The following is a 21,111-nucleotide window of genomic DNA, read 5'->3' on the forward strand; positions in this document are numbered from 1 at the left end:
CGTACCCGCGCCATCATGAGCAAACGTACAAGCCACGAGCATGCGCCGGATACCCCGGCCGGAGGATGGAATGCTGTATTGCGCCGTGCTGACCCCCCTCGGCGATGACGGTTTCGCCGTGGACTTTCCCGATTTTCCCGATGCCGCCCCCGGTGACATGGGCGCTGATACCTTGTGCGAGGCCTACGGCATGGCCGAGGAAGCACTGGCCGAACACGTGCGCGGGCTGCTGGCCCGTGGCGAAACCCTGCCCGAACCCACCCCGCCGGACCGGTTGCCCACGGCCCCGCCCGCTGGCGCCGCCCTGTTCATGGTGCCCGTGCGCCTGGAACCGCGCCGGGTGGTCAAGGTAACCCTGACCATGACCGAGCAGGAAAAGGACACGCTGGATGCCGTGGCCGCCGACTGGAACATGAGCCGGTCGCAGGTGGTGGTGGCGGCGATTCGTGACCTTTGCGACCGCATGGGCTGCCCCTGACGCAGGCGGCGTCTTACGGCCGATGGCTGCGTCAGGCGGCCCTTCCGCTCCGGTCGGGTACGAGAAGAGTACGCTCCCGTCGCAAAAGGGCCGCCTTCCTTGCCCTCGACGCACAATCCGCCGTCTGCGCCGGTCGCGCCGTGGGCCGGTAAATGCAACGCCCTTGGGACAAACGCCCTCACGTCAGGGCCGCCTTCCTTGCTCTCGGCACGAAATCCACGGCAAACGCGCAGGTTGTGCCTGAGGCCGGAAAGACGATGGCAGTGGGGCAAACGCTGTCGCGCATGATACCAAGCGACGGATTGCCACCTTCCCTGTTTCCCCGCCAATTCCGCCCCGTCATGCGCGGGCCTGCTGACAGGCCGCGTCGGCGTGCCTATGGTGTGCCGATGCGGTTTGTTTTTCGTCATCGCACGTCAGTCACGTGGAGTTGCCCATGCCTGAATTGCCAGAGGTGGAAACCATTGCCTGCGGGTTGCGGCCCCAGTTGACGGGGCGGCGCATCGTGTCCGTTTCGGTGCGCAACGAGGGCACGGTGCAGGGCGATGCGGCGGCGTTCGCCCGCTGCGTGCCGGGACGCGTCATCGCCGGGGTGGGGCGGCGCGGCAAGTTGTTGCTGATGGAACTGGCCTCGCCGGATGGCCCGGATGGTACGAATGGCCCGGATGCCACAGGCGGTGGGGCGGGCGGTGCGGTTGAGCCAAGGTCCGCCGGGATGGGGGCGACTGCCCCGACAGACGCGGCGGATTTGATGGCCTGCCGTGACGCGTCGGGCAGGGTGGCCGGAGCGGGAAGTACAGGCGCGACAGGTGCAGGCGGCGTGGGTGGCAACCGTGTGCCGCATCTGCTGGGCGTGCATCTGAAAATGACCGGGCGGCTGTTCGTCTACGGGCCGGAGGTGGCGCCCAACACGCACACCCGCGTGGTGTTCGGGCTGGACGACGGCAACCGGCTGTTCTTCGACGATGCGCGCAAGTTTGGCTATGTGCGCGCCCTGTCCGACGCCGATCTGGCCACGTGGGACTTCTGGCGGTCGCTGGGGCCGGAGCCGCTGGAGATCGCCGCGCCGGATTTCGCGGTGCTGTTCCGAGGGCGGCGGGGGCGCATCAAGGCGCTGTTGCTGGATCAGACGGTCATCGCGGGCATCGGCAACATCTACGCTGATGAATCGCTGTTCCGGGCGTCCATCCGGCCCGACGCGCAGGCCGGGGAGCTTTCGCCCGATCGATTGCGCGTTCTGCATGGCCATCTGGTGGATGTGCTGCGCGAATCCATCGCCGAGTGCGGCAGTTCCATCCGCGATTACCGTGATGCCCACGGCGATGCCGGGGCCTTCCAGAACCGTTTCCGGGTGTATGGCAGGTCCGGGCAGCCGTGTGTGGCCTGCGGGCGTATACTGACCACGGGCAAGGTGGCCGGGCGCACCACGGTGTACTGCGAGCACTGCCAGAAGCCGAAATAGCCGGAAGGGGACAGGCGGGGGCCGGACAAAGGCCTTGTCGGGCATGGCAAGTGGTGGGCATCACGCGATGTGGCCGCGCAGCCACCCGGTACGGGGGAATCGAAGCCACATTTCGACCCTGCACTTTCGGCATGCGTCCCGTGCATGGCGCGGGGCAACTCGTCAATGGTGGCGGCTACTGCCCGCCGTCCGCGTCGTCGCCGTCTTTATCACGGGCAGTGGTGACGGTGGCCGGGCCGGGCCATGCGAGTTCCCCGCCGGTACCGTTGATCCAGCCTGTTCCCTTCGCCCCCTGCGCATCCCATCGGGCCAGCACCTGGCCCGATTCCGCCGTTACCAGCAGGGGGATGTTCCGTGCCGCCAGCGCGGCGCGGGTGTCCGCCACGGGAAAGCCCCAGCGGTTGCGGTAGCCCGCGCTGGCCACGGCCATGGCGGGGCGCACCGCGTCCAGCAGTTGCGGCAGCAGCTTGCGCCTGCCGCCGTGGTGGGGCAGCACCAGCACTTCCGCCGAAAGATCCGCCCCGGTTTCCAGCAGGGCGCGGATGGCCGGGTCGCCCGCATCGCCGGGAATCAGCGCCAGTCCGCGCCGCGCGCCTCGCCCGTCCTTTCCATCGTGGTCATCCCGCCGATTCTGGCCGTCAGGTGCCGTCAGCCGCAGCACCAGCGAGGCGTCGTTGCCGTCAAAGGCGGGGCCAACCGCCTGCGGCAGGGGCGGGTGCAGCACTTCCAGTTCCAGCCCGTCCGCAAGGGATATGCGCTGCCCGGCATGCCAGCGTTCCTCGTGGTGTCCGATCAGTCGGGCATGGCGCAGGATGGCGGCCAGCCGCGCGCCATCCTCGCCGCGCGGGGCATCACCGTTGCCCGCCACCCGGCGCACGGCAAAGGTGTCGATGACGTACAAAAGTCCCCGCAAATGGTCGCGGTCCGGGTGCGACCAGGCCACCGCGTCCAGCCGGGGCGGGCGGTTGTCGGTCAGGGCCGGGGCCACCACGCGGCGCCCGGTGTCCCACGAGCGCGAGGCCGTGCCCCCACCGTCCACCAGCATGCGCCCAGCGCCCCAATCCAGCGCCACGGACTGCCCCTGCCCCACGTCCAGCACGGCCAGTCGTACGGCAGGGTCCGTGGCGGCGACGAAGCGCGGCCACACCGGTCCCAGCACCAGCAGCGCCCCGGCGGCCAGCAACAGGGCGGCGCGGCGACGTGGTGCGTCCGATGCCTGCCCATTCCCATGCTCGACGCTGTCATCTGCCGCACGCCCGGACACATGCAGCACCGCCGCACCCAGCAGCACCCACAGCCCCAGCATGGCGGCGGGGTGGGGGCGCAGCAGTTGGGGGTTGCCCAGCAGGCCCGCGTTGTCCAGCCCGCGCAGCGAAACCAGCAGCAGGTCGAACGGCCAGCGGGCCACCAGCAGCAGCCATCCCGCCACATCCGGTGCCGCCGGGGCAACGGCCATGCCCGCAAGGCCCAGCGGCAGCGCCACGCCGTCGATGAGCGGCAGGAACAGCAGGTTCAGCGCGAACCACGGGCTGGACGTGCCGAAGACCCGCGCGGAAAGGGGCAGCAGAATCACCTGGATGCACAGGGTCACCCACAGGGTGCGCGCGGCGTATACGACAAGGCGGGAGCGCCATGTGCGTGAGGTCAGGGAGGTCCGCCTGGTGCGTGAGGTTTGGGCCGGATGCCGAAGAGGGCGGCCACCCGTGCCCGATGCGGCGGTGCCGACTGCGTTTCCGATGCCGTCCCGGCGGTTGCCGCCGCCTCCGTCATCCCGGTCACCGGGGGATGCCGACCCACCCAGACCACCCAGTTCGCGCAGTCGGCGGGGCAGCAGGGCGGCCAGTGGTTTGGCCAGGGCAATGCCCGCCACCGCGCAGGCGGAAAGCTGCAACGACAGGTCGTCCGCTGCGCCGGGGTCGAACAGCACGATGACGCACACCGCCCACAGCAGGCCGTCCAGCAGCACCTGAGGCCTGCCCCGCCAGTACAGCCACGCCCAGAATACCAGCATCAGTGCCGCGCGCACCAGAGAGGGCGGCGCGCCGCCCAGCCAGACATAGGCCAGCGCGGGCGGCAGCGAGCAGGCCAGGGCCAGCTTGCGGCGCGGAATGCGCAGGTACACGCCGGGGGCCATGCGTCCGGCCAGCAGGGCAAGCCCGGCACCCAGCGCCGCCGCCGCGCACAGGTGCATGCCCGAAAGGGCGATGGCGTGGATCAGCGAGGCGCGGGCCACAAGGTCCAGGTCGCGGCTGTCCAAATGAAAGCGGTCGCCCAGCACCAGCGCGGGCAGAAAGGCGCCCGCCGGGGTGGGCGGATCGGGGGCGTTGCCGGGCGCGGCGTCAGGGGTGGATTCCGGCGCGGATGTTCCCGACGCGGAAGCCCCTGTCGTGGCCCTGCGGTGGGGCTTTGCGTCCGTCCCCTTTTGTGGCGGCGACTCCGTGGTGACGGCTGCCGCCTCGTCGCCGTTTCCGGTGTCCGGCCTGCCTCCCTCGGAGCCTCCGTGCAGGGCGATGGCCCGCAACATGGCGGTGCGCAGATTCTCGCGGAACGTCCAGCCTGCGGACGGCGTGCCCTGCACGCGGGGCGCGCCCTTGGCGCGGGTGGTCCAGGCGCGGAAGCGCACATCGCGCGAGGCCCAGAACGCCGCGCTGTCGTCGCCGCCGGGGTTGGCCAGCCCGCGCATGGGGGCCACTGCGGCGGTGACGGTCAGGCGGGTGCCCGGCGCGGGCCGCAGGGGTGGGCTTTGCCACGAAAGGGCCAGCAATCCCGGCAGGGGCACGGATTCCATGTCCATGGCGGACGGCGCAGTGCCCGGCCCGGCACCCGGCATCGCCGTGGGGGCGGTGGCGGATGGTGTGGTTGTGGGCACGGCGTTGTCATCGCCGCCCGCCTGTGGGGTGTCCAACTCTGGCTGCACATCGCGCAGCAGCAGGCGGATACGTCCGTCGGTGGTGGGAGTGCACTCCGCCACCGTGCCGCTGAAGCGCACCGGGTGGCCGGTGTCGGCCCAGGCGGGCGTTTGCGGCGGCGGTCCGGGTTCGCGCAGCCACGCCGCGCCCAGTCCGGCGCAGAAGCACAGCGCGTACACGGTCACGCGGGCCAGGCCGCGCGCCCGAGCTCCCATGCCCAGCCACAGCAGCACCGCCGCCGTAACGGCCCACACGGGTTCGCCCCGTGGCGGCAGTGCGGCCAACCCTGCCAGCGCTGCCAGCAGGCAGGCCTGCCGAAACAGCAGCGGCGGCAGGGGCGGAGCGGGCAGGGGCTGCGGGGATGGCTGGTGCATGAGGTTGGCGGTGCCTGCGGGAGTGTCGGGTGCAAAAAAAGGCGGGCCGCGCCGCGTGGCGGGCCCGCCCGGAAGGCGTGCGTCTATTCCGGCATGCGCGTGATGCGTGCGCCCACGGCGTTCAGTTTATCCTCGATGCGTTCGTAGCCACGATCCAGATGGTAGATGCGCTGGACATGGGTTTCGCCATGGGCGGCCAGGCCCGCCAGCACCAGCGAGGCGCTGGCCCGCAGGTCCGACGCCATGACCGGCGCGCCGATGAGCTTCTGCACGCCGCGCACCATGGCGGAGTGGCCGGACAGCTTGACGTCCGCGCCCATGCGCACCAGTTCCGGCACGTGCATGAAGCGGTTCTCGAAGATGGTTTCCTCCACCACGCCCGCGCCGCTGGCAATGGTCATCAGCGCCATGAGCTGGGCCTGCATGTCGGTGGGAAAGCCGGGGAAGGGGCGGGTGGTCACGTCGCGGGCGCGCAGGTGCCCGTTGTGGGTCACGCGCACGTCGCGGGCGCCTTCGCGCTCGATCACAAGCCCCATGTCGCGCAGCTTGGCGATGACCGCCTCCAGTTCCTCGAAGGGGCAGTCGGTCAGCAGCAGATCGCCGCCGGTGATGCCCGCCGCCACCATGAAGGTGCCCGCCTCGATGCGGTCGGGCATGATGCGGTATTCGCACCCGCCAAGGCGCGCAACGCCCTGCACCTTGATGATGCTGGAGCCGTGCCCCTCGATCTTTGCCCCGCAGGCAATGAGAAAGTTGGTCAGGTCCACCACTTCCGGTTCGCGGGCAACGTTTTCCAGTATGGTCTCGCCCTCGGCCAGGGTGGCGGCCATGAGCAGGTTTTCGGTGCCGCCCACGGTGGGGAAGTCGAAGTGGATGTGCGCGCCGCGCAGCTTCTTGCAATGGCCCTGGATGTAGCCGGATTCGAGGTCGAAGGTGGCCCCCATCTTTTCCAGCGCGGTCAGGTGCAGGTCCACCGGGCGCGCGCCGATGGCGCAGCCGCCGGGCAGGGCCACGCGGGCCTCGCCAAGGCGCGCCAGCAGCGGGCCAAGGCACAGCACCGAGGCGCGCATGGTCTTCACCAGGTCGTAGGGGGCTTCCGGCTTCAGGTCGCACGGGGTCACGGTGACGGTGTGGCCGTCGAACTCCGCCGGGCAGCCAAGGATGCCCAGCAGCTTGTTGGTGGTGAAGATGTCGCGCAGGCGCGGCACGTTGGTGTAGGTGATGGGTTCTTCGGCCAGGATCGAGGCCATCAGGATGGGCAGGGCGGCGTTCTTGGAACCGCTGACGGCGATGGTGCCGCGCAGGGGCACGCCGCCTTGGATGACGAGCTTGTCCATGTGGTCGGGGGTATCCTTTACGGGTAGTCGCGGCGGATATGCTCCGCGCGGGTGATTGCGATGGCGGCGGGCCGACCCGGGCCGGGGGGCGGTACCTGCCCCGTGCGGTCGGAAAACACCGGATTTGGCGGCGGAAGGGGCCGATTGCCTCTTGACCGGTCCCGGTGCCGGGTGTATATGCGCTCTCTCTTACGGCGGATGTAGCTCAGTTGGCAGAGCACCTGGTTGTGGCCCAGGTGGCCGTGGGTTCAAGTCCCATCATTCGCCCCATTGATTCCGTGCCCCGCGCAAGCGGGGCTTTTCTTTTTCCGAAATCCGGCGCGGCGCCCGGTTGCGGAAGCCCGGTGCGTGCCGGTGCGGATGGGCGGAATTTCCCTTGCTCATGTCGAGCGGACCATACCCTTCCCGGCCCCGGAACGGAACCCCACCAATGGCCGCAACCGGCGGCAGGCGGTGCGGGGCGCCGTTTTCCTTCAGGAAATTTGTGGAGCATCGTCGGTCGGCATGCGGCCCCGGAGGCGCCCCGAATGTGCCCGCGCACCAGGGCCAGCGCTATCCGCCATGGGCATCCAGCAGGGTGTGGATGCTGCGGCAGGCGGTGCGCACCGCCTCGTCGAAACGCTCCACAAGGTCGTGCGCGGATGCATCCCGCGCGATGGCCGCATCCCCCATATCCGCCTCGGTCGGGGGCAGGTCGCCCGCCAGCAGCAGGCCCAGATGCTCCAGGGCGCGGGCCGCCTCGCGCACCTCGTTGGCGGATATGCTGCCCGCCGCGCCCGCCATGGCGTGGGCACGCTCCGACAGCGTGCGCCACGCGGCGGCACCGGCATCCGCCCCGATGGAATCAGACTGTTTCGTGGCGGCGGCCAGCAATCCCCGCATTTCCTCGCCCGCTCCGGAATAGGCGCCCACGAAGCTGCCCAGCACCCGCAAGTACAGCCAGGCCTTGCCGTTCATGCGGCGCACGCCGCTGGTCACGTCCAGCCCCGGCAGGGAGGGGGGCAGGTCTTCCGGCGCGGGGCGGTGGCCCGTTGCGGGCTTGCCGTTGGCGGTTTGCGGCGTGGGGAGCGCTGACGCGGAGCGTTCGGCGTGCATGTCCGGTGAGTCCGCGCCCGATTCCGTGCTGTCCGATTGCGAGGCGTCCGCAGCCGGGCGCGCGGGCAGGTGGCGGCGCAGGGTGGCCAGCAGTTCCCGGCGCTCCACGGGTTTGGGCAGCCGGGTGACGATGCCCGCCCGATGCAGGGCCTCTTCATCCTCGCCTTCCACCCGCGCGGTAAAGGCAATGACCGGGGCGCCGGGCCGCAGACGCAGGCCGCCGGAGGCATTGCGCGCGCGGATGGCCGTGGCGGTCTGGTAGCCGTCCATGCCCGGCATCTGGATGTCCAGCAGCACGGCGTCGAAGGGGGGGGCCTGTGCATCCGCCCCGTCAGTGAGACGGGGGGAACGGGCCAGCGTGTCCAGCGCCGCCTCGCCCGAGGCAACCGCCTCTACCGCCACCCCTGCGGCGTGCAGCATTTCCGTGGCCACGGCGCGGTTGATGGGGTTGTCGTCCACCAGCAGCACGCGGGCGTCATGCAGGACCGGGTCGGGCAGTACAGGCTGGTCAGGGGCGAGCAGTACAGGCGGGGCCGGGTCGGGCTGGGCCGGGGCTCTCTTGCCGGGCGGCGCATGGGCGGTGCCAGCGTTGGCATTGATGCTCCGGGGCGCGGCGGGTGCCAGCCCGGCAGCGGGCTTTGCGCCGCCCCGCGTACCCGTTCCGGCGCATTGTTCCGGTTCGGGGCTGACGGTGCGCAGGGCCGCCTCGCGCAGGGCGTTCAGCTTCACGGGTTTGATCAGCACAGCCAGCACGCCAAGGCGGGCGGCGGTTTCCGCGTCCGGCTCGCGGCCCATGGCCGCAGCCACCAGCAGCGGCGGCACGGGCACCCCTTCCTCGCGCAGGTGCATGAGAATGGTGGAGGCAGCGCATGTGCTGGGGATGTCGCCCTGCTCGCCTGCGCATTCCGGTGCGGCCAGCGGGGCGGTCGCGCCCTCGTTGGTGGCCCCGATGACCGGCAGGTACAGGCCGCAGAGCACGAAGTCCCAGGCGGCTGGCGCGAGGCAGGCGTCCTGGTCGTCGTGCGGGGCGGGCACGACATGGTCCGCCGCGTGGTCCATCATGTGGTCCACCGTGTGATCCCGCATGTGTCCGGGGGCGGCGACCTGCTCCGGGCCGTGATGCAGCGCCGCGCGCAGGGCGGCCACGTCGGGCGCCACCTGGCAGCGCACCCCCAGTTGCGCCAGCAGCCGGGCCAGCACGCGTGCACAGGTGGGGTTGCCCTCGGCCACCAGCGCCAGCTTTCCTTCCAGCGCCGGGTGGTGCGGGGCGGGCGCCTCCTGCTCGTGCGGCAGCCCGAACCGGGCGGTGAAGCGGAAGGTGCTGCCCCGGCCGGGCTCGCTTTCCACGCCCACATCGCCGCCCATGAGCTGCACCAGCGCGCGCACTATGGACAGCCCAAGCCCCGTGCCGCCGAAGCGGCGCGACACTGAAACATCGGCCTGGCTGTACGATTCGAACAGTCGCTCGCGTGCCTCCGGCGCGATGCCGATGCCGGTATCGCGCACCGAGAAGGCCAGTGCCGCGCCGCCGTTCGGGCCACGGGTCCGGACGCGGGGTGCCGCGTCTTTCTCCGGGCCTTCCGTGTCGCTTCCGGCCCCGCCCCCCGCGCCTCCCAGTATGTCCGGCCCGGTGTCGGCCAGCCCCACGCGGATGACCACCTCGCCCCGTTCGGTGAACTTGAAGGCGTTGGCGGCCAGGTTCACCAGCACCTGCCGCAGCCGCAGCGGATCACCCACCAGCACCGGAGGCACGCCGGTGTCGATGTCCACCACCAGTTCGATGTCCTTGATGGCCAGGCGGTCATGGAACAGGTCGGTGATTTCTTCCAGCAGGTCGCGGGTGCGGAAGGGGATGGATTCCAGGGTCAGCCGCCCGGCCTCCAGCTTGGAAAAGTCCAGCACGCCGTTCACCACGCCCAGCAGCGAGCGGGCCGATGAACGGACAAGGTTCAGATATTCTCGTTGCTTGGGCGAAAGATCGGTGCAAAGGGTGATATCCACCATGCCGATGACGGCATTCATGGGGGTGCGCAATTCGTGGGTGACCCCGGCCAGGAATTCGTTCTTGGCGCGGCTGGCGCGTTCCACGCGGGCCTTCGCCGTGTCCAGTGCCGTGGTGCGTTCGCGCACCGTGCGTTCCAGTTCGCCCTGCTGCACGGTCAGTTGGCGCTCGTGGCGCTCCACCTGTTCGAGCATGGTGTTGAAGGCGTCCACCAGCAGGCCTATCTCGTCATGGCCGTGCCGGGCGGCGCGCAGGGCGTAGTTGCGTTCTTCGGCCACCTTGCGGGCCACCAGGGCCAGCCCGGCCACGGGCACCACCACCGTGCGCCGCAGGATGAGGATGATCAGCACCACCAGCACGAAGCCCATCAGGGTCACGCGCACGGCGTTCTCGCGCACCATGGCGGACAGGGCGTCGTCGATGCCGCGCGGTGAGACCATCACCACCACGCTGCCGATTTCTTCGCCGTGGTGGGCCAGCACCTCGCGCTCGGTGATGAAGTCGCCCCCGGAGTCGCCGTTGATGGCGCCGCTCCACGGTACGGGGCGCCAGTCTCCGTCACGCTGCATGCCGCCGAGCAGGGTGGTCCCGTCGCGTTCGAACAGGGCCACCGCGTACACCCGCTGGTCCTCCATCTCCGCCGCGATGACGGCGGAGATGGACATGGCGTCCAGATTCCACGCGGGCACCTGCAACTGGCGGGCGGTGCGCACGGCCAGACGCCGCGCGAAGTCCTCGATCTCGCGATGCAGCTTGAGGCTGGCGGCGGTGTAGTCCGTGACCATGAACACCACCAGCATGACGGTGGTGACCAGCGTGATCAGCAGGCCGAGCCGGGTCTGGATGCCGGTGAGCAGATGGCGTGGGGCCTTTTGGGGCATGCGGCGTCCTTTGCGGCGTTCCCTGCGAAAGCCTGACGGGTGCCTTGGCGGGCTGGCTGCCGGACGTGGTCCGGCTGCGCATTTGCGCGCGGTATGGTGTCCTTTGGCCGCAAGCTGGTGCGGGCAAAGGCGACCCGGCCAGCCTAGCCTGTTTTGCCGCTTCGCACAACGCGCAGCAGCGCGCGGGCGTCATGGCTGCGGCAGCACAGTGCAAGGACCAGGTACAGCAGGGCGGCCAGGGGCACGCCCAGGGCCAGCCGTACGGCAGGGTGCAGGGTGGGCGCGGCCCACTCCGTGCCGGAACATGCCCCCGCCAGCCACCATGCGGGCAGGCAGGCGGCGCAGGCCAGTGCCGTGTGCAGCAGGGCGGCGCGGGGGTGCAGATCCACGGGGACGCCGCCCCGCCGCAAGGCCAGGACCAGGCAGGCCGCGTTGATCCATGCCGCGCAACTGGCGGCCAGCGCGGGACCGGCCACCCCCAGCGGCCCCAGCAGCAGCGCGCCAAGGCCCAGCGTGACCGCCACCGAGGCCAGCCCCGCCACCACCGGAGCCCCCGTTGCCTGGCGGGCGTTGCAGGCGGCCAGCAGTGGGCGGGTGACGGCAAAGGCCGGGATGCCCGGTGCGTAGGCCAGCAGCGCGGCCACCGTGGCGTCCACGGCATGGCGGTCAAAGGCCCCGTGCCCGAACAGCAGGGCCACCAATGGCGCGGCCACGGCGGCAAGGCCCAGGGCCGAGGGCAGGCTGATGAACAGGGACAGGCGCAGGCCGTCGCCCAGCACCCGGCGGAATGCAGCGTGCGGCGGCGCGGTGCCGGACTGTGCGGACTGGGCAGACGGGGCGGACTGGGCAGAAGGGGCGGACTGGGCCGACGGGGCAGATTGCCCTGATTGCCCAGGCTGCACCGATCTGGCGGTTTGCCCGGACTGTGTTGAAAGGGCGGAAAGGGCAGGCAGGGCGGCCGTGCCCACGGCCACGCCGAACACCCCCAGCGGAAATTCCATCAGCCGTTCCGCATAGTACAGCGCGGTGACGCTGCCTTCGGACAGGAACGAGGCCAGCAGGGTGCAGGCCAGCACGTTGAGCTGCTGGGCGGATGCACCGAACACCCCGGCGGGCAGGGCGCGGGCCGCGTCACCTGCCTGCGGGTCGCGGGTGGGCAGGGGGGCGCGCCAGCGCAGGCCCAGGCGGTGCAGGGCGGGCAGTTGCAGACCCAATTGGGCCACGCCGCCCGCCAGCACGCCGCAGGCCAGCAGGGTGGCTGCGTCGCCGAAACCGGCCAGGGCAAGCCCGCCGGTGGCCATGACCACCAGGTTGAGCACCGCCGGGGCCAGCGCGGGCGGCAGAAAGCGTCCGTGGGCGTGCAGCATGCCCGCGCACAGCGCCGCGCAGGTGGCGGCCACCCCGTAGGGCAGGCAGATGCGCAGAAGGTGCGCGGCCCGCTCCGCCACGCCCGGCGGAGCGTCCGGCAGACTGCTGCTGGGCGCGCCAAAGCCGGGGGCCAGCAGCAGGGCCAGGGGATGGGCCAGGGCCATGCCCAGCAGGCACAGCAGGGCCAGGGGTACCAGCGCGCGCAGCACCACCCCGCGCCCGAAGGCAAAGGCCCGCGCATCGCCCTCGCCCTCGCGCAGGCGCACGAAGGCGGGGGTGAACGCCAGCGACACCGCTCCCTCGCCGAGCAGGCGGCGCATGAGGTTGGGCAGGCGGAAGGCCACGAAAAAGGCGTCCGCCCCGGCACCCGCGCCCAGGATGTGCGCGGTCAGCGCATCGCGCGCGTAGCCCAGCACCCGCGACACCAGCGTGGCCCCGGCAACGGTGGCGGCATTGCGGGCCAGGGAAGCGCTGGGGGGGGGCGTGCCGATCGGGGCGGCCTGAACTGGGGGTGGCGTCATGCCGGGTCCTTGTGTGGGGTCGGGTGGAGTGGGGCGCGGCCGCCCGCGCGCAGTGTAGCGCAGCACCCCCGGCCTGGGAACCCGGCGGTCCTTGACGAAATGCGGGTGACGGAATGCGGGCGACGGAATGCGGGCGACGGAATGTGGGCGGCGGATACCGGAAAACCGTCCGGAAATTCCGGATCGCCATGCCCGGGCCGTGGACAGGGCCATGCAGTGCGGTGCGAAAGTTTGCGAAATCGGGGTGTTGTGGCGCATGGTGGATGTACCCCCGTCCGGTTGCGGGAGTTGTTATTTCCGGCGGCTTGTATTACGCCCACCTGACGGGCCGTTGCGGCCCCGCATGAGCAGACGAGCAGATGAACAGACGAGCAGATGAACAGACGAGCACGCATCCTTCGGCCGCCCGCGTGGTGGGCCGCACGCGCGTTGCACGCGCGGCAAGCTGGCAAGGCATAGGGGGTATGCCGCGTGAGCGACCAGAAGGGACAGGACTCTGCGGAGAACGTGTGGCACGCCGCAGCCACCGGGCATGGCCAGGCGCCGGACCCGGTGGATGTTCACGCCCCGCGCCCCGGCGGCACGCCGCATGATGCCGGGTCCGACACCCTGCCCGACCTGCCCCCGGCCACCGCGCCTCTTTCCGCTGTGACCCCCGACCATCCCCCCCATGCTGCCCCTCGCATTTCTCCGGACGCCGGGCCGTTCGACGATGCCCCCTCCCGCGCCCGCCATGCCGTGCCCTTTCCGCATGCCCCGTCCCCCCTGCCCGAGGGCGACACCGCGCAGAGCTTCCGCGTGCTGGCCGATCACCTGGCCGACTGGGAAAGCTGGGAGGACACCGCCGGCAAGGTGGTGTTCGTCACCCCCGCCTGCCAGCGCATCACCGGCTATTCCCTGGAGTCGTTCCGCGCCAACGCCCGGTTCATCGAGGGCATCATGCACCCCGAAGACCTGCCCCTGTGGCGCAAGCACCGCGAGATGATGGCATCCGGGGCCGAAATGGTGGAGGTGGAGGTGCGCGTGCGCACCCAGGACGGTCGCGAACGCTGGCTGGCCTGCACCAGCCGCCGCCTGCACGACGCCGACGGCGCGTCCCTGGGGGTGCGCTTCAGCGGGCGCGACGTGACCGACCGCAAGATCATGCTCACCCAGATGAAGCACCAGGCCTGGCATGACCCGCTCACCGGGTTGCCCAACCGTGCCCTGTGCCTGGACCGCATCGACCGTTCGCTGCACCGCGCCCGGCGCGGCGCGGACAACGTGTGCGCCGTGGCCTTCCTGGACCTGGACCGCTTCAAGGTGGTCAACGATTCCATGGGCAACGCCGCGGGCGACCAGGTGCTGCGCGAGGTGGCCCGGCGTCTGGCCGAGAACATCCGCACCATCGACACCGTGTCGCGCCTGGGCAGCGACGAATTCATCCTGCTGCTGGACGAGGTGCGCTCCGAAGAAGAGGCCCTGGTCACGGTGCGGCGCATCTGCACCTCGCTCGAGCCGCCGCTGGAAGTGGCGGGCCGCCAGATCCGCATTTCCGCCAGCGTGGGCGTGGTGGTGAACCGGGGCGGCGGCAACGCCGACGAAATGCTGCGCAACGCCAACATCGCCATGCACCACGTGAAGGAACACGGCGGCGACGGCATGGCGGTGTTCCAGCCTTCCATGCTCGAACAGGCCATGAACCTGATGCAGTTGGAAATCGACCTGCACCGGGCGCTGGACAACAACGAATTCTTCCTGGTCTACCAGCCCATCATGTCGCTGCACGACCGCAAGCTGACCGGGTTCGAGGCGCTGGTGCGCTGGAACCACCCGGAGCGGGGCATCGTGGGGCCGTCGGAATTCATTCCCGTCTCCGAGTCCACCGGGCAGATCCACCAGATGGGCCGCTGGGTGCTGGCCGAGGCGTGCCGCGCCCTTGCCGCCTGGCGCGAACAGCAGGCCAGCATGCGCGGCGTGGTCATGCACGTGAACCTTTCGGCGCGGCAGCTTTCGCAGCCGGGCCTGGTCGAGCAGGTGGCCGCCGTGCTGCGCGAAACCGGCCTGCCCGCACGGTGCCTGAAGCTGGAAGTGACCGAAACCATGCTGATGGAAAACCCGGACTACGCCAACCTGGTGTTGCGCAGGCTGAAGGAAATCGGCGTGCGGCTGTGCATCGACGACTTCGGCACCGGGTATTCCTCGCTCAGCTACCTGCAACAGTTCCCCATCGACACCCTGAAGGTGGACCAGAGCTTCGTGGCGCGCATGTGCCGCGAGCCGGGGCACTTCAAGATCGTGCAGGCCGTTGTGGCGCTGGCGCACAGCCTTGGCCTGGACGTGGTGGCCGAAGGCGTGGAGGAAGAGGAACAGCGCATCATGCTGTCCGAACTTTCGTGCGAGGGCGGCCAGGGCTACCTGTTCTCGCGTCCCGTGCCGGGCGAGGACGTGCCCGGCTTGTTCGTGGATCGGCCCAAGGGACACTGATTCCGGACGCGGATTCGCCAGCATCGGCCACCGAGGTCTTTCCCCCATCACCTTTCGGGGCTAACCCCCTTTCGCCAAGGCGCTTCCACGGTGTATGCTGGCCGGACGCGGGAAGGCCTGTGCCCCGCGCCACGCATCCAAGGAGCCGTCATGCGTCACGTGGAGTGGTCCAACCGGTTCAGCGTGGGCGTGCCTGAACTGGACGCCCAGCATGCCCGCATCATCGAACTGCTGAACGACATGGCCGAGGCCGCCGCCAACCCCGAGGAAGGCAGCCGCCTGCGCGCCGTGCTGTCCGGCCTGAAGGCCCATGCCGCCGCGCACTTTTCGGCGGAAGAAGCCGTGGTGCGCCAGGTGGCGCCGGAACTGTTGGCCTATCATCAGGGCGAACACCTGAAATTTCTTTCGCGGGTGCGCGAATTCACCCTGGCCCTCGATGCCGACGACCACCCGCCCATGCTGCCGTTGGAGATGTTCCACTTCCTGAAGTCGTGGTTCGAGGACCACATTCTGGGCGTGGACATGCAGTACGCGGCGCGGCTGCGGCACGGCACGAGCGAACAGGCCGAACTGGTCGGGCAGGGCGGGCAGGTCGAACTGGTCGGGCAGGGCGGCACGACGGAATAGCCCCACCCCGCCTGCCGGGCGCGGCGCGTTCACGGGCATCCGGCCACTTTGGGCGGTCGTTGCGCGTTCGTGCCGTGCCCCGCCGGACAGGCCCGTCCGCAGCATCCGTCTTGTCCGTATTCATCCGCACGCAGGGAGGTTCCGTGCTGCTCAAGCTGTATTCCTGGAACGTCAACGGCATCCGCGCGCTGAGCGGCAAGCCGGAATGGAACTGGTTCGCCGGGTGCGACGGCCACATCGTGGGCCTTCAGGAAACCAAGGCCGAGCCGGAACAGGTGCCCGCCGCCCACCGCGACCCGGAGGGCTGGAAGGCGTGGTGGCTGGCCTCGCAGGTGAAGAAGGGCTACTCCGGGGTGGCCGTGTTCAGCCGCATCGAGCCGCTGGCCGTGCATCTGGACATGCCGGACTCGCAATGGCAGGGCGAAGGCCGATGCATCCATCTGGAATTTCCGGCCTTCCACTACTTCAACATCTACTTCCCCAACGGCGGGCAGGGCGAGGAACGGCTGCGCTACAAGCTGGGCTTCTACGACGCCTTCCTGAACCACGCAGAAACGCTGCGCCGCCACAAGCCCATCGTGGTCTGCGGCGACTTCAACACCGCGCACAGGCCCATCGATCTCGCGCGCCCCAAGGACAACGAGGACATTTCCGGCTTCCTGCCCATCGAACGGGCATGGCTGGACCGCTTCACGGCGGCGGGCTACGTGGACACCTTCCGGCTGGTGCAGGGCGACACGCCCCACGCCTACTCGTGGTGGTCGTACAAGACCCGCGCCCGCGAACGGAACGTGGGCTGGCGCATCGACTATTTCTTCGTGTCCGAGGAACTGCGCGGCGCGGTGCGCGACGCGTGGATAGACATGCACGTCATGGGGTCAGACCACTGCCCGGTGGGGCTGGCGCTGGACGTGGACATGTAGCGGGCGGGAGCTGCTGCGGCGCATCCGTGGCCGGATGGCCGGAACCCGGGCATCGGGCCTGCGCGCACGCACGGGACTGCACGGCAGACGCACAGGCGCGCAACGGTACGACGCATGGCGCACCGGAACGCGCGCCTTCACCCCCACGCACGGGGGGGCGGGGTACGGTGCGGACCACACGGAAAATCAGGGGGCATGCCCGCCATGATGATGGCAGGCATGCCCCTTTGGCGTGCGCTATTTGCAAGCGGCGGGAACGGCAACCCCGCCGAGTCCGGCAAGGATGTGGTTCAGCGCTTCGCACAGGTCGGGCGACAGGTGCGTGTCGCTGTCCAGCAGTTGCACCACCTCGGTCACCGAGGCGTCCACCGGTACCGGAAAGCCCGATTCGCGGGCCAGCCGGATGAGTTCTTCGCGTATTTCGTGCATTGAGGCCCCCCTCAAAAACGATATGGCCGACGGGATGCGGACCGGAGGCAAGCCGGGCGGTGCCGGGGCACGACCGTGGTGACCGGTCATGTCCGGCGGGTCCGGTCGTGTTCCGGCTGCGCGGTCATGTTCTGGCCGCGTCGTGCCATACCCTGACTGCGCCGTCGCGGTCCGTTGGTGTCGGGAAATTTCCCCCCTATCCGCAGCCGCCGCGAAATGCAAGCGTGGCCCTTCCGCCCGGCCCCGCCCGATTCCGTCCGTTCGCCCTTGTTCCGGTCGCCACACCGTCCGGAGGGCGGCTTGCCCGTCGGTATCCGTGCAGTGTTTCCTGTTCGGCAGGAGCCCCGGACGCCCGCCCGGCGTGCGCATGCGGTTGCATTTACACCAACATGGCGCCCGCATTATTTGACATGCGCCGGAGTGTCAGCCATATTCCTGCGTCACGGGAAAAGGTATGGAATCTGGGTGGTTGGGCGTTCAATCTGCCGCATTGCGGTGGTTGCACCCCGGCTTGGCCGTGCGTGCTTCGCCGCCTGAACCGCGCGCCCGGCATCATCCCGGTTTCCCTGCTCCGCCGCCGTCATCCTCATGACCGTCTCAGGTTCGCAAGGAGGCTCAATGGAAACGGACTGCATCGGCCCGGCCCGGCCACGATCCCGTGCCGACGGCTGGCTCGACTGGGTGCAGATGGCCACGGGGGCGGCGCTGGCGCTGTTCGCCTGCATGCACATGATCTTTCTTTCCAGCGTGCTGTTCGGCGCGGGTGCCCTGAACGGGCTTTCCGCCGTCATGGACGCGCTGCATCTGGAAACCGTGGGCGGCGTGTGCATCGCCATCGTGTTCTGCGTCCACGCCACGGTGGCCGCCCGCAAGATTCCCTTCAAGGCCGCGCAGGCCGTCACCGCCTGGCGTCACGCCCGCCTGCTGCACCACCCGGAAACCTGGGCCTGGGTCGCGCAGGTGGCCACCGCGTTCATCCTTGCGGTGTTCATCACCATCCACATCTGGACGGGGCTTACCGATCTGCCGGTGCAGGCGCTGAAAAGCGCCGTGCGCGTGCAGCATGGCGGCTGGTTTTGGGTGTTTCTGCTGGTGCTGCCCGCGCTGGCGCTGCATCTGGTCATCGGGGCGTGGCGCGCCGGGGTGAAGTGGGGCGTCATCACCCGCGAGAACCGCGCTGCCATCACCCGCAAGGGCCTGTACCTGATTGCCGGGTTCCTGTGCCTGTCGCTGCTCCCCCTGCTGCGTTTCCGGCTGCTGCCGCTGGAATAGGAGGCACGTACCCATGCAGATCATCCATACCGACCTTCTGACCATCGGCGCGGGCCTTGCCGGAGAGCGCTGCGCCATCGAAGTGGCGGGCGCGGGCTTTTCCGTGGTCTGTCTCTCCCTGGTGCCCGCGCGGCGTTCGCATTCCGTGGCGGCGCAGGGCGGCATGCAGGCGGCCCTTGGCAATGCCATCATGGGCGACGGCGACAGCCCCGACGTGCACTTTCTGGATACCGTGAAAGGCTCCGACTGGGGCGCGGACCAGGAAGTGGCCCGCATGTTCGTGGAAGCGGCCCCCATCGAAATGCGCCGCCTGGCCCACTGGGGGGTGCCGTGGAACCGCGTCGTCGCGGGCACGCACACCTACTGGAAGGGCGGCAAGCCCTTCGACGCCACCGAAAAGGCCGAAAACCACGGGCTGATCCACTCGCGCGCCTTCGGCGGCACGGCCAAGTGGCGCACCTGCTACGCATCGGACGGGGCAGGCCACGCGGTGCTGTACACCATGGACAACCGCGCCGCGCAGCTTGGCGTGACCGTGCATGACCGGTCGGAAGCCGTTTCCCTGATCCACGACGGCGAAACCTGCCACGGGGCCATCGTGCGCTGCCTGCGCACCGGCGAACTGCGCGCCTACCTCGCGCGGGCCACGCTGGTGGCATCCGGCGGGTACGGGCGCATCTACCGCGCCTCCACCAACGCCATCATCTGCGAAGGCACGGGCCTGTCGCTGGCGCTGGATACCGGCGTGGCCAAGCTGGGCAACATGGAGGCCGTGCAGTTTCACCCCACCGGCACCGTGCCCACCGACATCCTGGTCACCGAAGGCTGCCGGGGCGACGGCGGCACCCTGCTGGACCGCGACGACTACCGCTTCATGCCCGACTACGAGCCGGACAAGGCGGAACTGGCCTCTCGCGACGTGGTTTCGCGCCGCATGATCGAGCACATGCGCACCGGCAAGGGCGTGCAAAGCCCTTACGGCGAACACCTGTGGCTGGACATCCGGCATCTGGGCGAGCAGCACATCCGCACCAAGCTGCGCGAGGTGGACGAAATCTGCCAGAACTTCCTGGGCATCGATCCGCTGCACCAGCTCATCCCCGTGCGGCCCACCCAGCACTATTCCATGGGCGGCGTGCGCACCGACAAGACCGGCGCGGCCTATGGCCTGAAGGGCCTGTTCAGCGCGGGCGAATCCGCCTGCTGGGACCTGCACGGCTTCAACCGTCTGGGCGGCAACTCGCTGGCGGAAACCGTGGTGGCGGGCGGCATTGTGGGCCGCAACATTGCGGAATTCCTGCAAGGGTACGACACGGCCTTCTCCACCGCGCATGTGCGCGAGGCGGCGGCGCGGGATGATGCGCGCATCAAGCGCATCGTTTCCGGCGCAGATGGCAAGGAAAGCGTCTACGCCGTGCGCGAGGCCATGTACGACATCCTGGAACGGGCGGCCTACGTGTTCCGCAACGGCAAGGACCTGACCTGGGGCGTGCAGGCGTTGCAAGAGGTGCACGAACGGGCGCAGCACATCGGCCTTGCCTCCGACGGGGTGGGGGCCAACGCGGAACTGGCGCTGGCCATCCGCATGCCGGGCATGGTGCGGCTGGCGCTGTGCGTGTGCCATGGCGCGCTGATGCGCACCGAAAGCCGCGGCTCGCATACCCGCGAGGACTTCCCGGAACGCAACGACCGCGACTGGTTGAACCGCACGCTGGCTTCGTGGCGACCGGGGGCGGATTTGCCGCACCTGGAGTACGAACCGGCCACCAGTTATGTCGAGTTGCCTCCCGGTGATCGCGGGTATGGCGGCGGCAAGATCATTCCGGCAGCTTCCTGAGGGGGACCACGCACATGCAACGCTCGCTGACCTTCAACATCTTCCGCCACAACCCGCAGGACCCGGCGTCCGTGCCGCACATGGACACCTACAAGCTGGACGAGACGGACAGCATGACGCTGTTCATCGCCCTGCACCGCCTGCGCGAAGAACAGGACCCCTCGCTGAAGTTCGACTTCTGCTGCCGCGCCGGGGTGTGCGGCTCGTGCGCCATGGTCATCAACGGGCGGCCCGGTCTTGCCTGCCACACCAAGACGCGCGACCTGCCGGACACCATCACCCTGTTGCCCCTGCCGGTGTTCAAGCTGGTGGGCGACCTGGCGGTGGATACGGGCACGTGGTTCCGCGCCATGTACCAGCGCACCGAATCGTGGATTCACACCCGCGCGGAATTCGAGCCCGCCGCGCAGGAAGCGCGCATGGAAAACGAGGTGGCCAACGCCATCTATGAACTGGACCGGTGCATCGAATGCGGCTGCTGCGTGGCCGCCTGCGGCACCGCCAACCTGCGGCCCGACTTCCTGGCCCCGGCAGGGTTCATCCGCGTGGCGCGCTTTGCCGCCGACCCGCGCGACCAGCGCACCGACGCGGACTTCTACGAGATCATCGGTTCCGACGAGGGCATCTTTGGCTGCATGGGCCTGCTGGCCTGCGAGGATGTCTGTCCCAAGCATCTGCCGTTGCAGAACCAGTTGGGCTATCTGCGGCGCAAGATGGGCCTGACCGTGCTGAAAAAGCTGCTGCCGTTCGGGGGGTAGTGGGGCAGGGAAGGATAGGGAAAGGGCCGACGCATGGCCTGAAGCCCTTGGTAACTACGGAGCGTGCGGCTCGGCATAGTTGGGCCGCCTCCGGCGTGGGGTAGGGGGGCACGCGCTGCGGTCGCCATCCGTAAGGCGCGCAAGCGCGCCAACGGCTGCCGCTTAGCGAGGCCCCCCTACCAACCCCCGCGCTTCGGGGGCTGCGCCCGCGTTGCGATCTTCATCCGTAATGTCCGCGCGTTGCGCGTTCATAACGGCTGAAGTCCGATCCCCCGGCCTCATGCGCGCATTCCCTGTGCCGGGCAGCTTCCCTGCGGCGCAGGGCGCCTTCGGGTGATCTGCCCGGCGGGAATGCCATGCGCGCGGTGCTCC

Annotated in this window: 13 protein-coding genes and 1 tRNA gene; 9 read left to right on the top strand and 5 right to left on the bottom strand. The window is 69.6% G+C overall.

Translation table 11 applies throughout. The features are described from left to right. Nucleotides 1-70: 70 nt before the first annotated feature. Nucleotides 71-478, top strand: coding sequence for a type II toxin-antitoxin system HicB family antitoxin (locus ABWO17_RS06135; protein ID WP_353116686.1), 408 nt, complete (start codon nt 71-73; stop codon nt 476-478). Nucleotides 479-914: 436 nt separating this feature from the next. Beyond that, the gene (locus ABWO17_RS06140; RefSeq protein WP_353116687.1) at nt 915-1,940 is read left to right on the top strand and encodes an Fpg/Nei family DNA glycosylase; all 1,026 of its coding nucleotides are present in this window, start codon (nt 915-917) and stop codon (nt 1,938-1,940) included. A gap of 175 nt (nt 1,941-2,115) precedes the next feature. On the opposite strand, the gene ABWO17_RS06145 is transcribed toward ABWO17_RS06140, so the two are convergent. Both ABWO17_RS06145 and murA read right to left on the bottom strand, forming a co-directional pair. Next, nucleotides 2,116-5,223 (bottom strand): ComEC/Rec2 family competence protein, encoded by a 3,108-nt coding sequence (locus tag ABWO17_RS06145; RefSeq protein WP_353116688.1) that lies wholly within the window; start codon nt 5,221-5,223, stop codon nt 2,116-2,118. 83 nt (nt 5,224-5,306) lie between these two features. Beyond that, complete coding sequence (gene murA, locus ABWO17_RS06150) at nt 5,307-6,560, bottom strand: UDP-N-acetylglucosamine 1-carboxyvinyltransferase (protein ID WP_353116689.1); 1,254 nt, start codon at nt 6,558-6,560, stop codon at nt 5,307-5,309. Between the two features lie 194 nt (nt 6,561-6,754). Here murA and ABWO17_RS06155 point away from each other — a divergent pair. Beyond that, a tRNA-His gene (locus ABWO17_RS06155) sits at nt 6,755-6,830 on the top strand. Between the two features lie 282 nt (nt 6,831-7,112). On the opposite strand, the gene ABWO17_RS06160 is transcribed toward ABWO17_RS06155, so the two are convergent. Both ABWO17_RS06160 and murJ read right to left on the bottom strand, forming a co-directional pair. Next, complete coding sequence (locus ABWO17_RS06160) at nt 7,113-10,538, bottom strand: ATP-binding protein (protein WP_353116690.1); 3,426 nt, start codon at nt 10,536-10,538, stop codon at nt 7,113-7,115. Nucleotides 10,539-10,681: 143 nt separating this feature from the next. Then, nucleotides 10,682-12,427 carry a murein biosynthesis integral membrane protein MurJ gene (gene murJ / locus ABWO17_RS06165; RefSeq protein ID WP_353116691.1) on the bottom strand — a complete coding sequence of 582 codons (1,746 nt, stop codon included), beginning with the start codon at nt 12,425-12,427 and terminating at the stop codon, nt 10,682-10,684. A gap of 471 nt (nt 12,428-12,898) precedes the next feature. Here murJ and ABWO17_RS06170 point away from each other — a divergent pair, with 471 nt between their 5' ends. The 3 genes from ABWO17_RS06170 (at nt 12,899) to ABWO17_RS06180 (ending at nt 16,443) form a co-directional block, all read left to right on the top strand. Next, nucleotides 12,899-14,893 carry a putative bifunctional diguanylate cyclase/phosphodiesterase gene (locus ABWO17_RS06170; protein ID WP_353116692.1) on the top strand — a complete coding sequence of 665 codons (1,995 nt, stop codon included), beginning with the start codon at nt 12,899-12,901 and terminating at the stop codon, nt 14,891-14,893. Nucleotides 14,894-15,043: 150 nt separating this feature from the next. Then, nucleotides 15,044-15,520, top strand: coding sequence for a bacteriohemerythrin (locus ABWO17_RS06175; RefSeq protein WP_353116694.1), 477 nt, complete (start codon nt 15,044-15,046; stop codon nt 15,518-15,520). A 143-nt stretch (nt 15,521-15,663) separates the two neighbouring features. Beyond that, entirely contained in the window at nt 15,664-16,443 is a 780-nt protein-coding gene (locus ABWO17_RS06180; RefSeq protein WP_353116696.1) for an exodeoxyribonuclease III, read from the top strand. Nucleotides 16,444-16,680: 237 nt separating this feature from the next. On the opposite strand, the gene ABWO17_RS06185 is transcribed toward ABWO17_RS06180, so the two are convergent. Continuing rightward, nucleotides 16,681-16,872 (bottom strand): hypothetical protein, encoded by a 192-nt coding sequence (locus ABWO17_RS06185; protein WP_353116698.1) that lies wholly within the window; start codon nt 16,870-16,872, stop codon nt 16,681-16,683. 618 nt (nt 16,873-17,490) lie between these two features. Between ABWO17_RS06185 and ABWO17_RS06190 the strand changes: the two genes are divergently transcribed. The 3 genes from ABWO17_RS06190 to ABWO17_RS06200 are packed head-to-tail and all read left to right on the top strand — an operon-like array spanning nt 17,491 to nt 20,739. Beyond that, nucleotides 17,491-18,144 carry a succinate dehydrogenase/fumarate reductase transmembrane subunit gene (locus ABWO17_RS06190; protein ID WP_353116700.1) on the top strand — a complete coding sequence of 218 codons (654 nt, stop codon included), beginning with the start codon at nt 17,491-17,493 and terminating at the stop codon, nt 18,142-18,144. A gap of 13 nt (nt 18,145-18,157) precedes the next feature. After that, entirely contained in the window at nt 18,158-19,981 is a 1,824-nt protein-coding gene (locus ABWO17_RS06195) for a fumarate reductase flavoprotein subunit (protein WP_353116702.1), read from the top strand. Between the two features lie 14 nt (nt 19,982-19,995). Then, nucleotides 19,996-20,739 carry a fumarate reductase iron-sulfur subunit gene (locus ABWO17_RS06200; RefSeq protein WP_353116704.1) on the top strand — a complete coding sequence of 248 codons (744 nt, stop codon included), beginning with the start codon at nt 19,996-19,998 and terminating at the stop codon, nt 20,737-20,739. Nucleotides 20,740-21,111: the final 372 nt, after the last annotated feature.

Source organism: Nitratidesulfovibrio sp. (assembly GCF_040373385.1).
GTDB lineage: Bacteria > Desulfobacterota > Desulfovibrionia > Desulfovibrionales > Desulfovibrionaceae > Cupidesulfovibrio.

What these genes read in the sequence shown, in the direction of transcription:
- ABWO17_RS06135 (WP_353116686.1), top strand. Translation starts at nt 71, where the DNA reads ATGCTGTATTGCGCCGTGCTGACCCCCCTCGGCGATGACGGTTTCGCC.
- ABWO17_RS06140 (WP_353116687.1), top strand. Translation starts at nt 915, where the DNA reads ATGCCTGAATTGCCAGAGGTGGAAACCATTGCCTGCGGGTTGCGGCCC.
- ABWO17_RS06145 (WP_353116688.1), bottom strand. Translation starts at nt 5,223, where the DNA reads ATGCACCAGCCATCCCCGCAGCCCCTGCCCGCTCCGCCCCTGCCGCCG.
- murA (WP_353116689.1), bottom strand. Translation starts at nt 6,560, where the DNA reads ATGGACAAGCTCGTCATCCAAGGCGGCGTGCCCCTGCGCGGCACCATC.
- ABWO17_RS06160 (WP_353116690.1), bottom strand. Translation starts at nt 10,538, where the DNA reads ATGCCCCAAAAGGCCCCACGCCATCTGCTCACCGGCATCCAGACCCGG.
- murJ (WP_353116691.1), bottom strand. Translation starts at nt 12,427, where the DNA reads ATGACGCCACCCCCAGTTCAGGCCGCCCCGATCGGCACGCCCCCCCCC.
- ABWO17_RS06175 (WP_353116694.1), top strand. Translation starts at nt 15,044, where the DNA reads ATGCGTCACGTGGAGTGGTCCAACCGGTTCAGCGTGGGCGTGCCTGAA.
- ABWO17_RS06185 (WP_353116698.1), bottom strand. Translation starts at nt 16,872, where the DNA reads ATGCACGAAATACGCGAAGAACTCATCCGGCTGGCCCGCGAATCGGGC.
- ABWO17_RS06190 (WP_353116700.1), top strand. Translation starts at nt 17,491, where the DNA reads ATGGAAACGGACTGCATCGGCCCGGCCCGGCCACGATCCCGTGCCGAC.
- ABWO17_RS06195 (WP_353116702.1), top strand. Translation starts at nt 18,158, where the DNA reads ATGCAGATCATCCATACCGACCTTCTGACCATCGGCGCGGGCCTTGCC.
- ABWO17_RS06200 (WP_353116704.1), top strand. Translation starts at nt 19,996, where the DNA reads ATGCAACGCTCGCTGACCTTCAACATCTTCCGCCACAACCCGCAGGAC.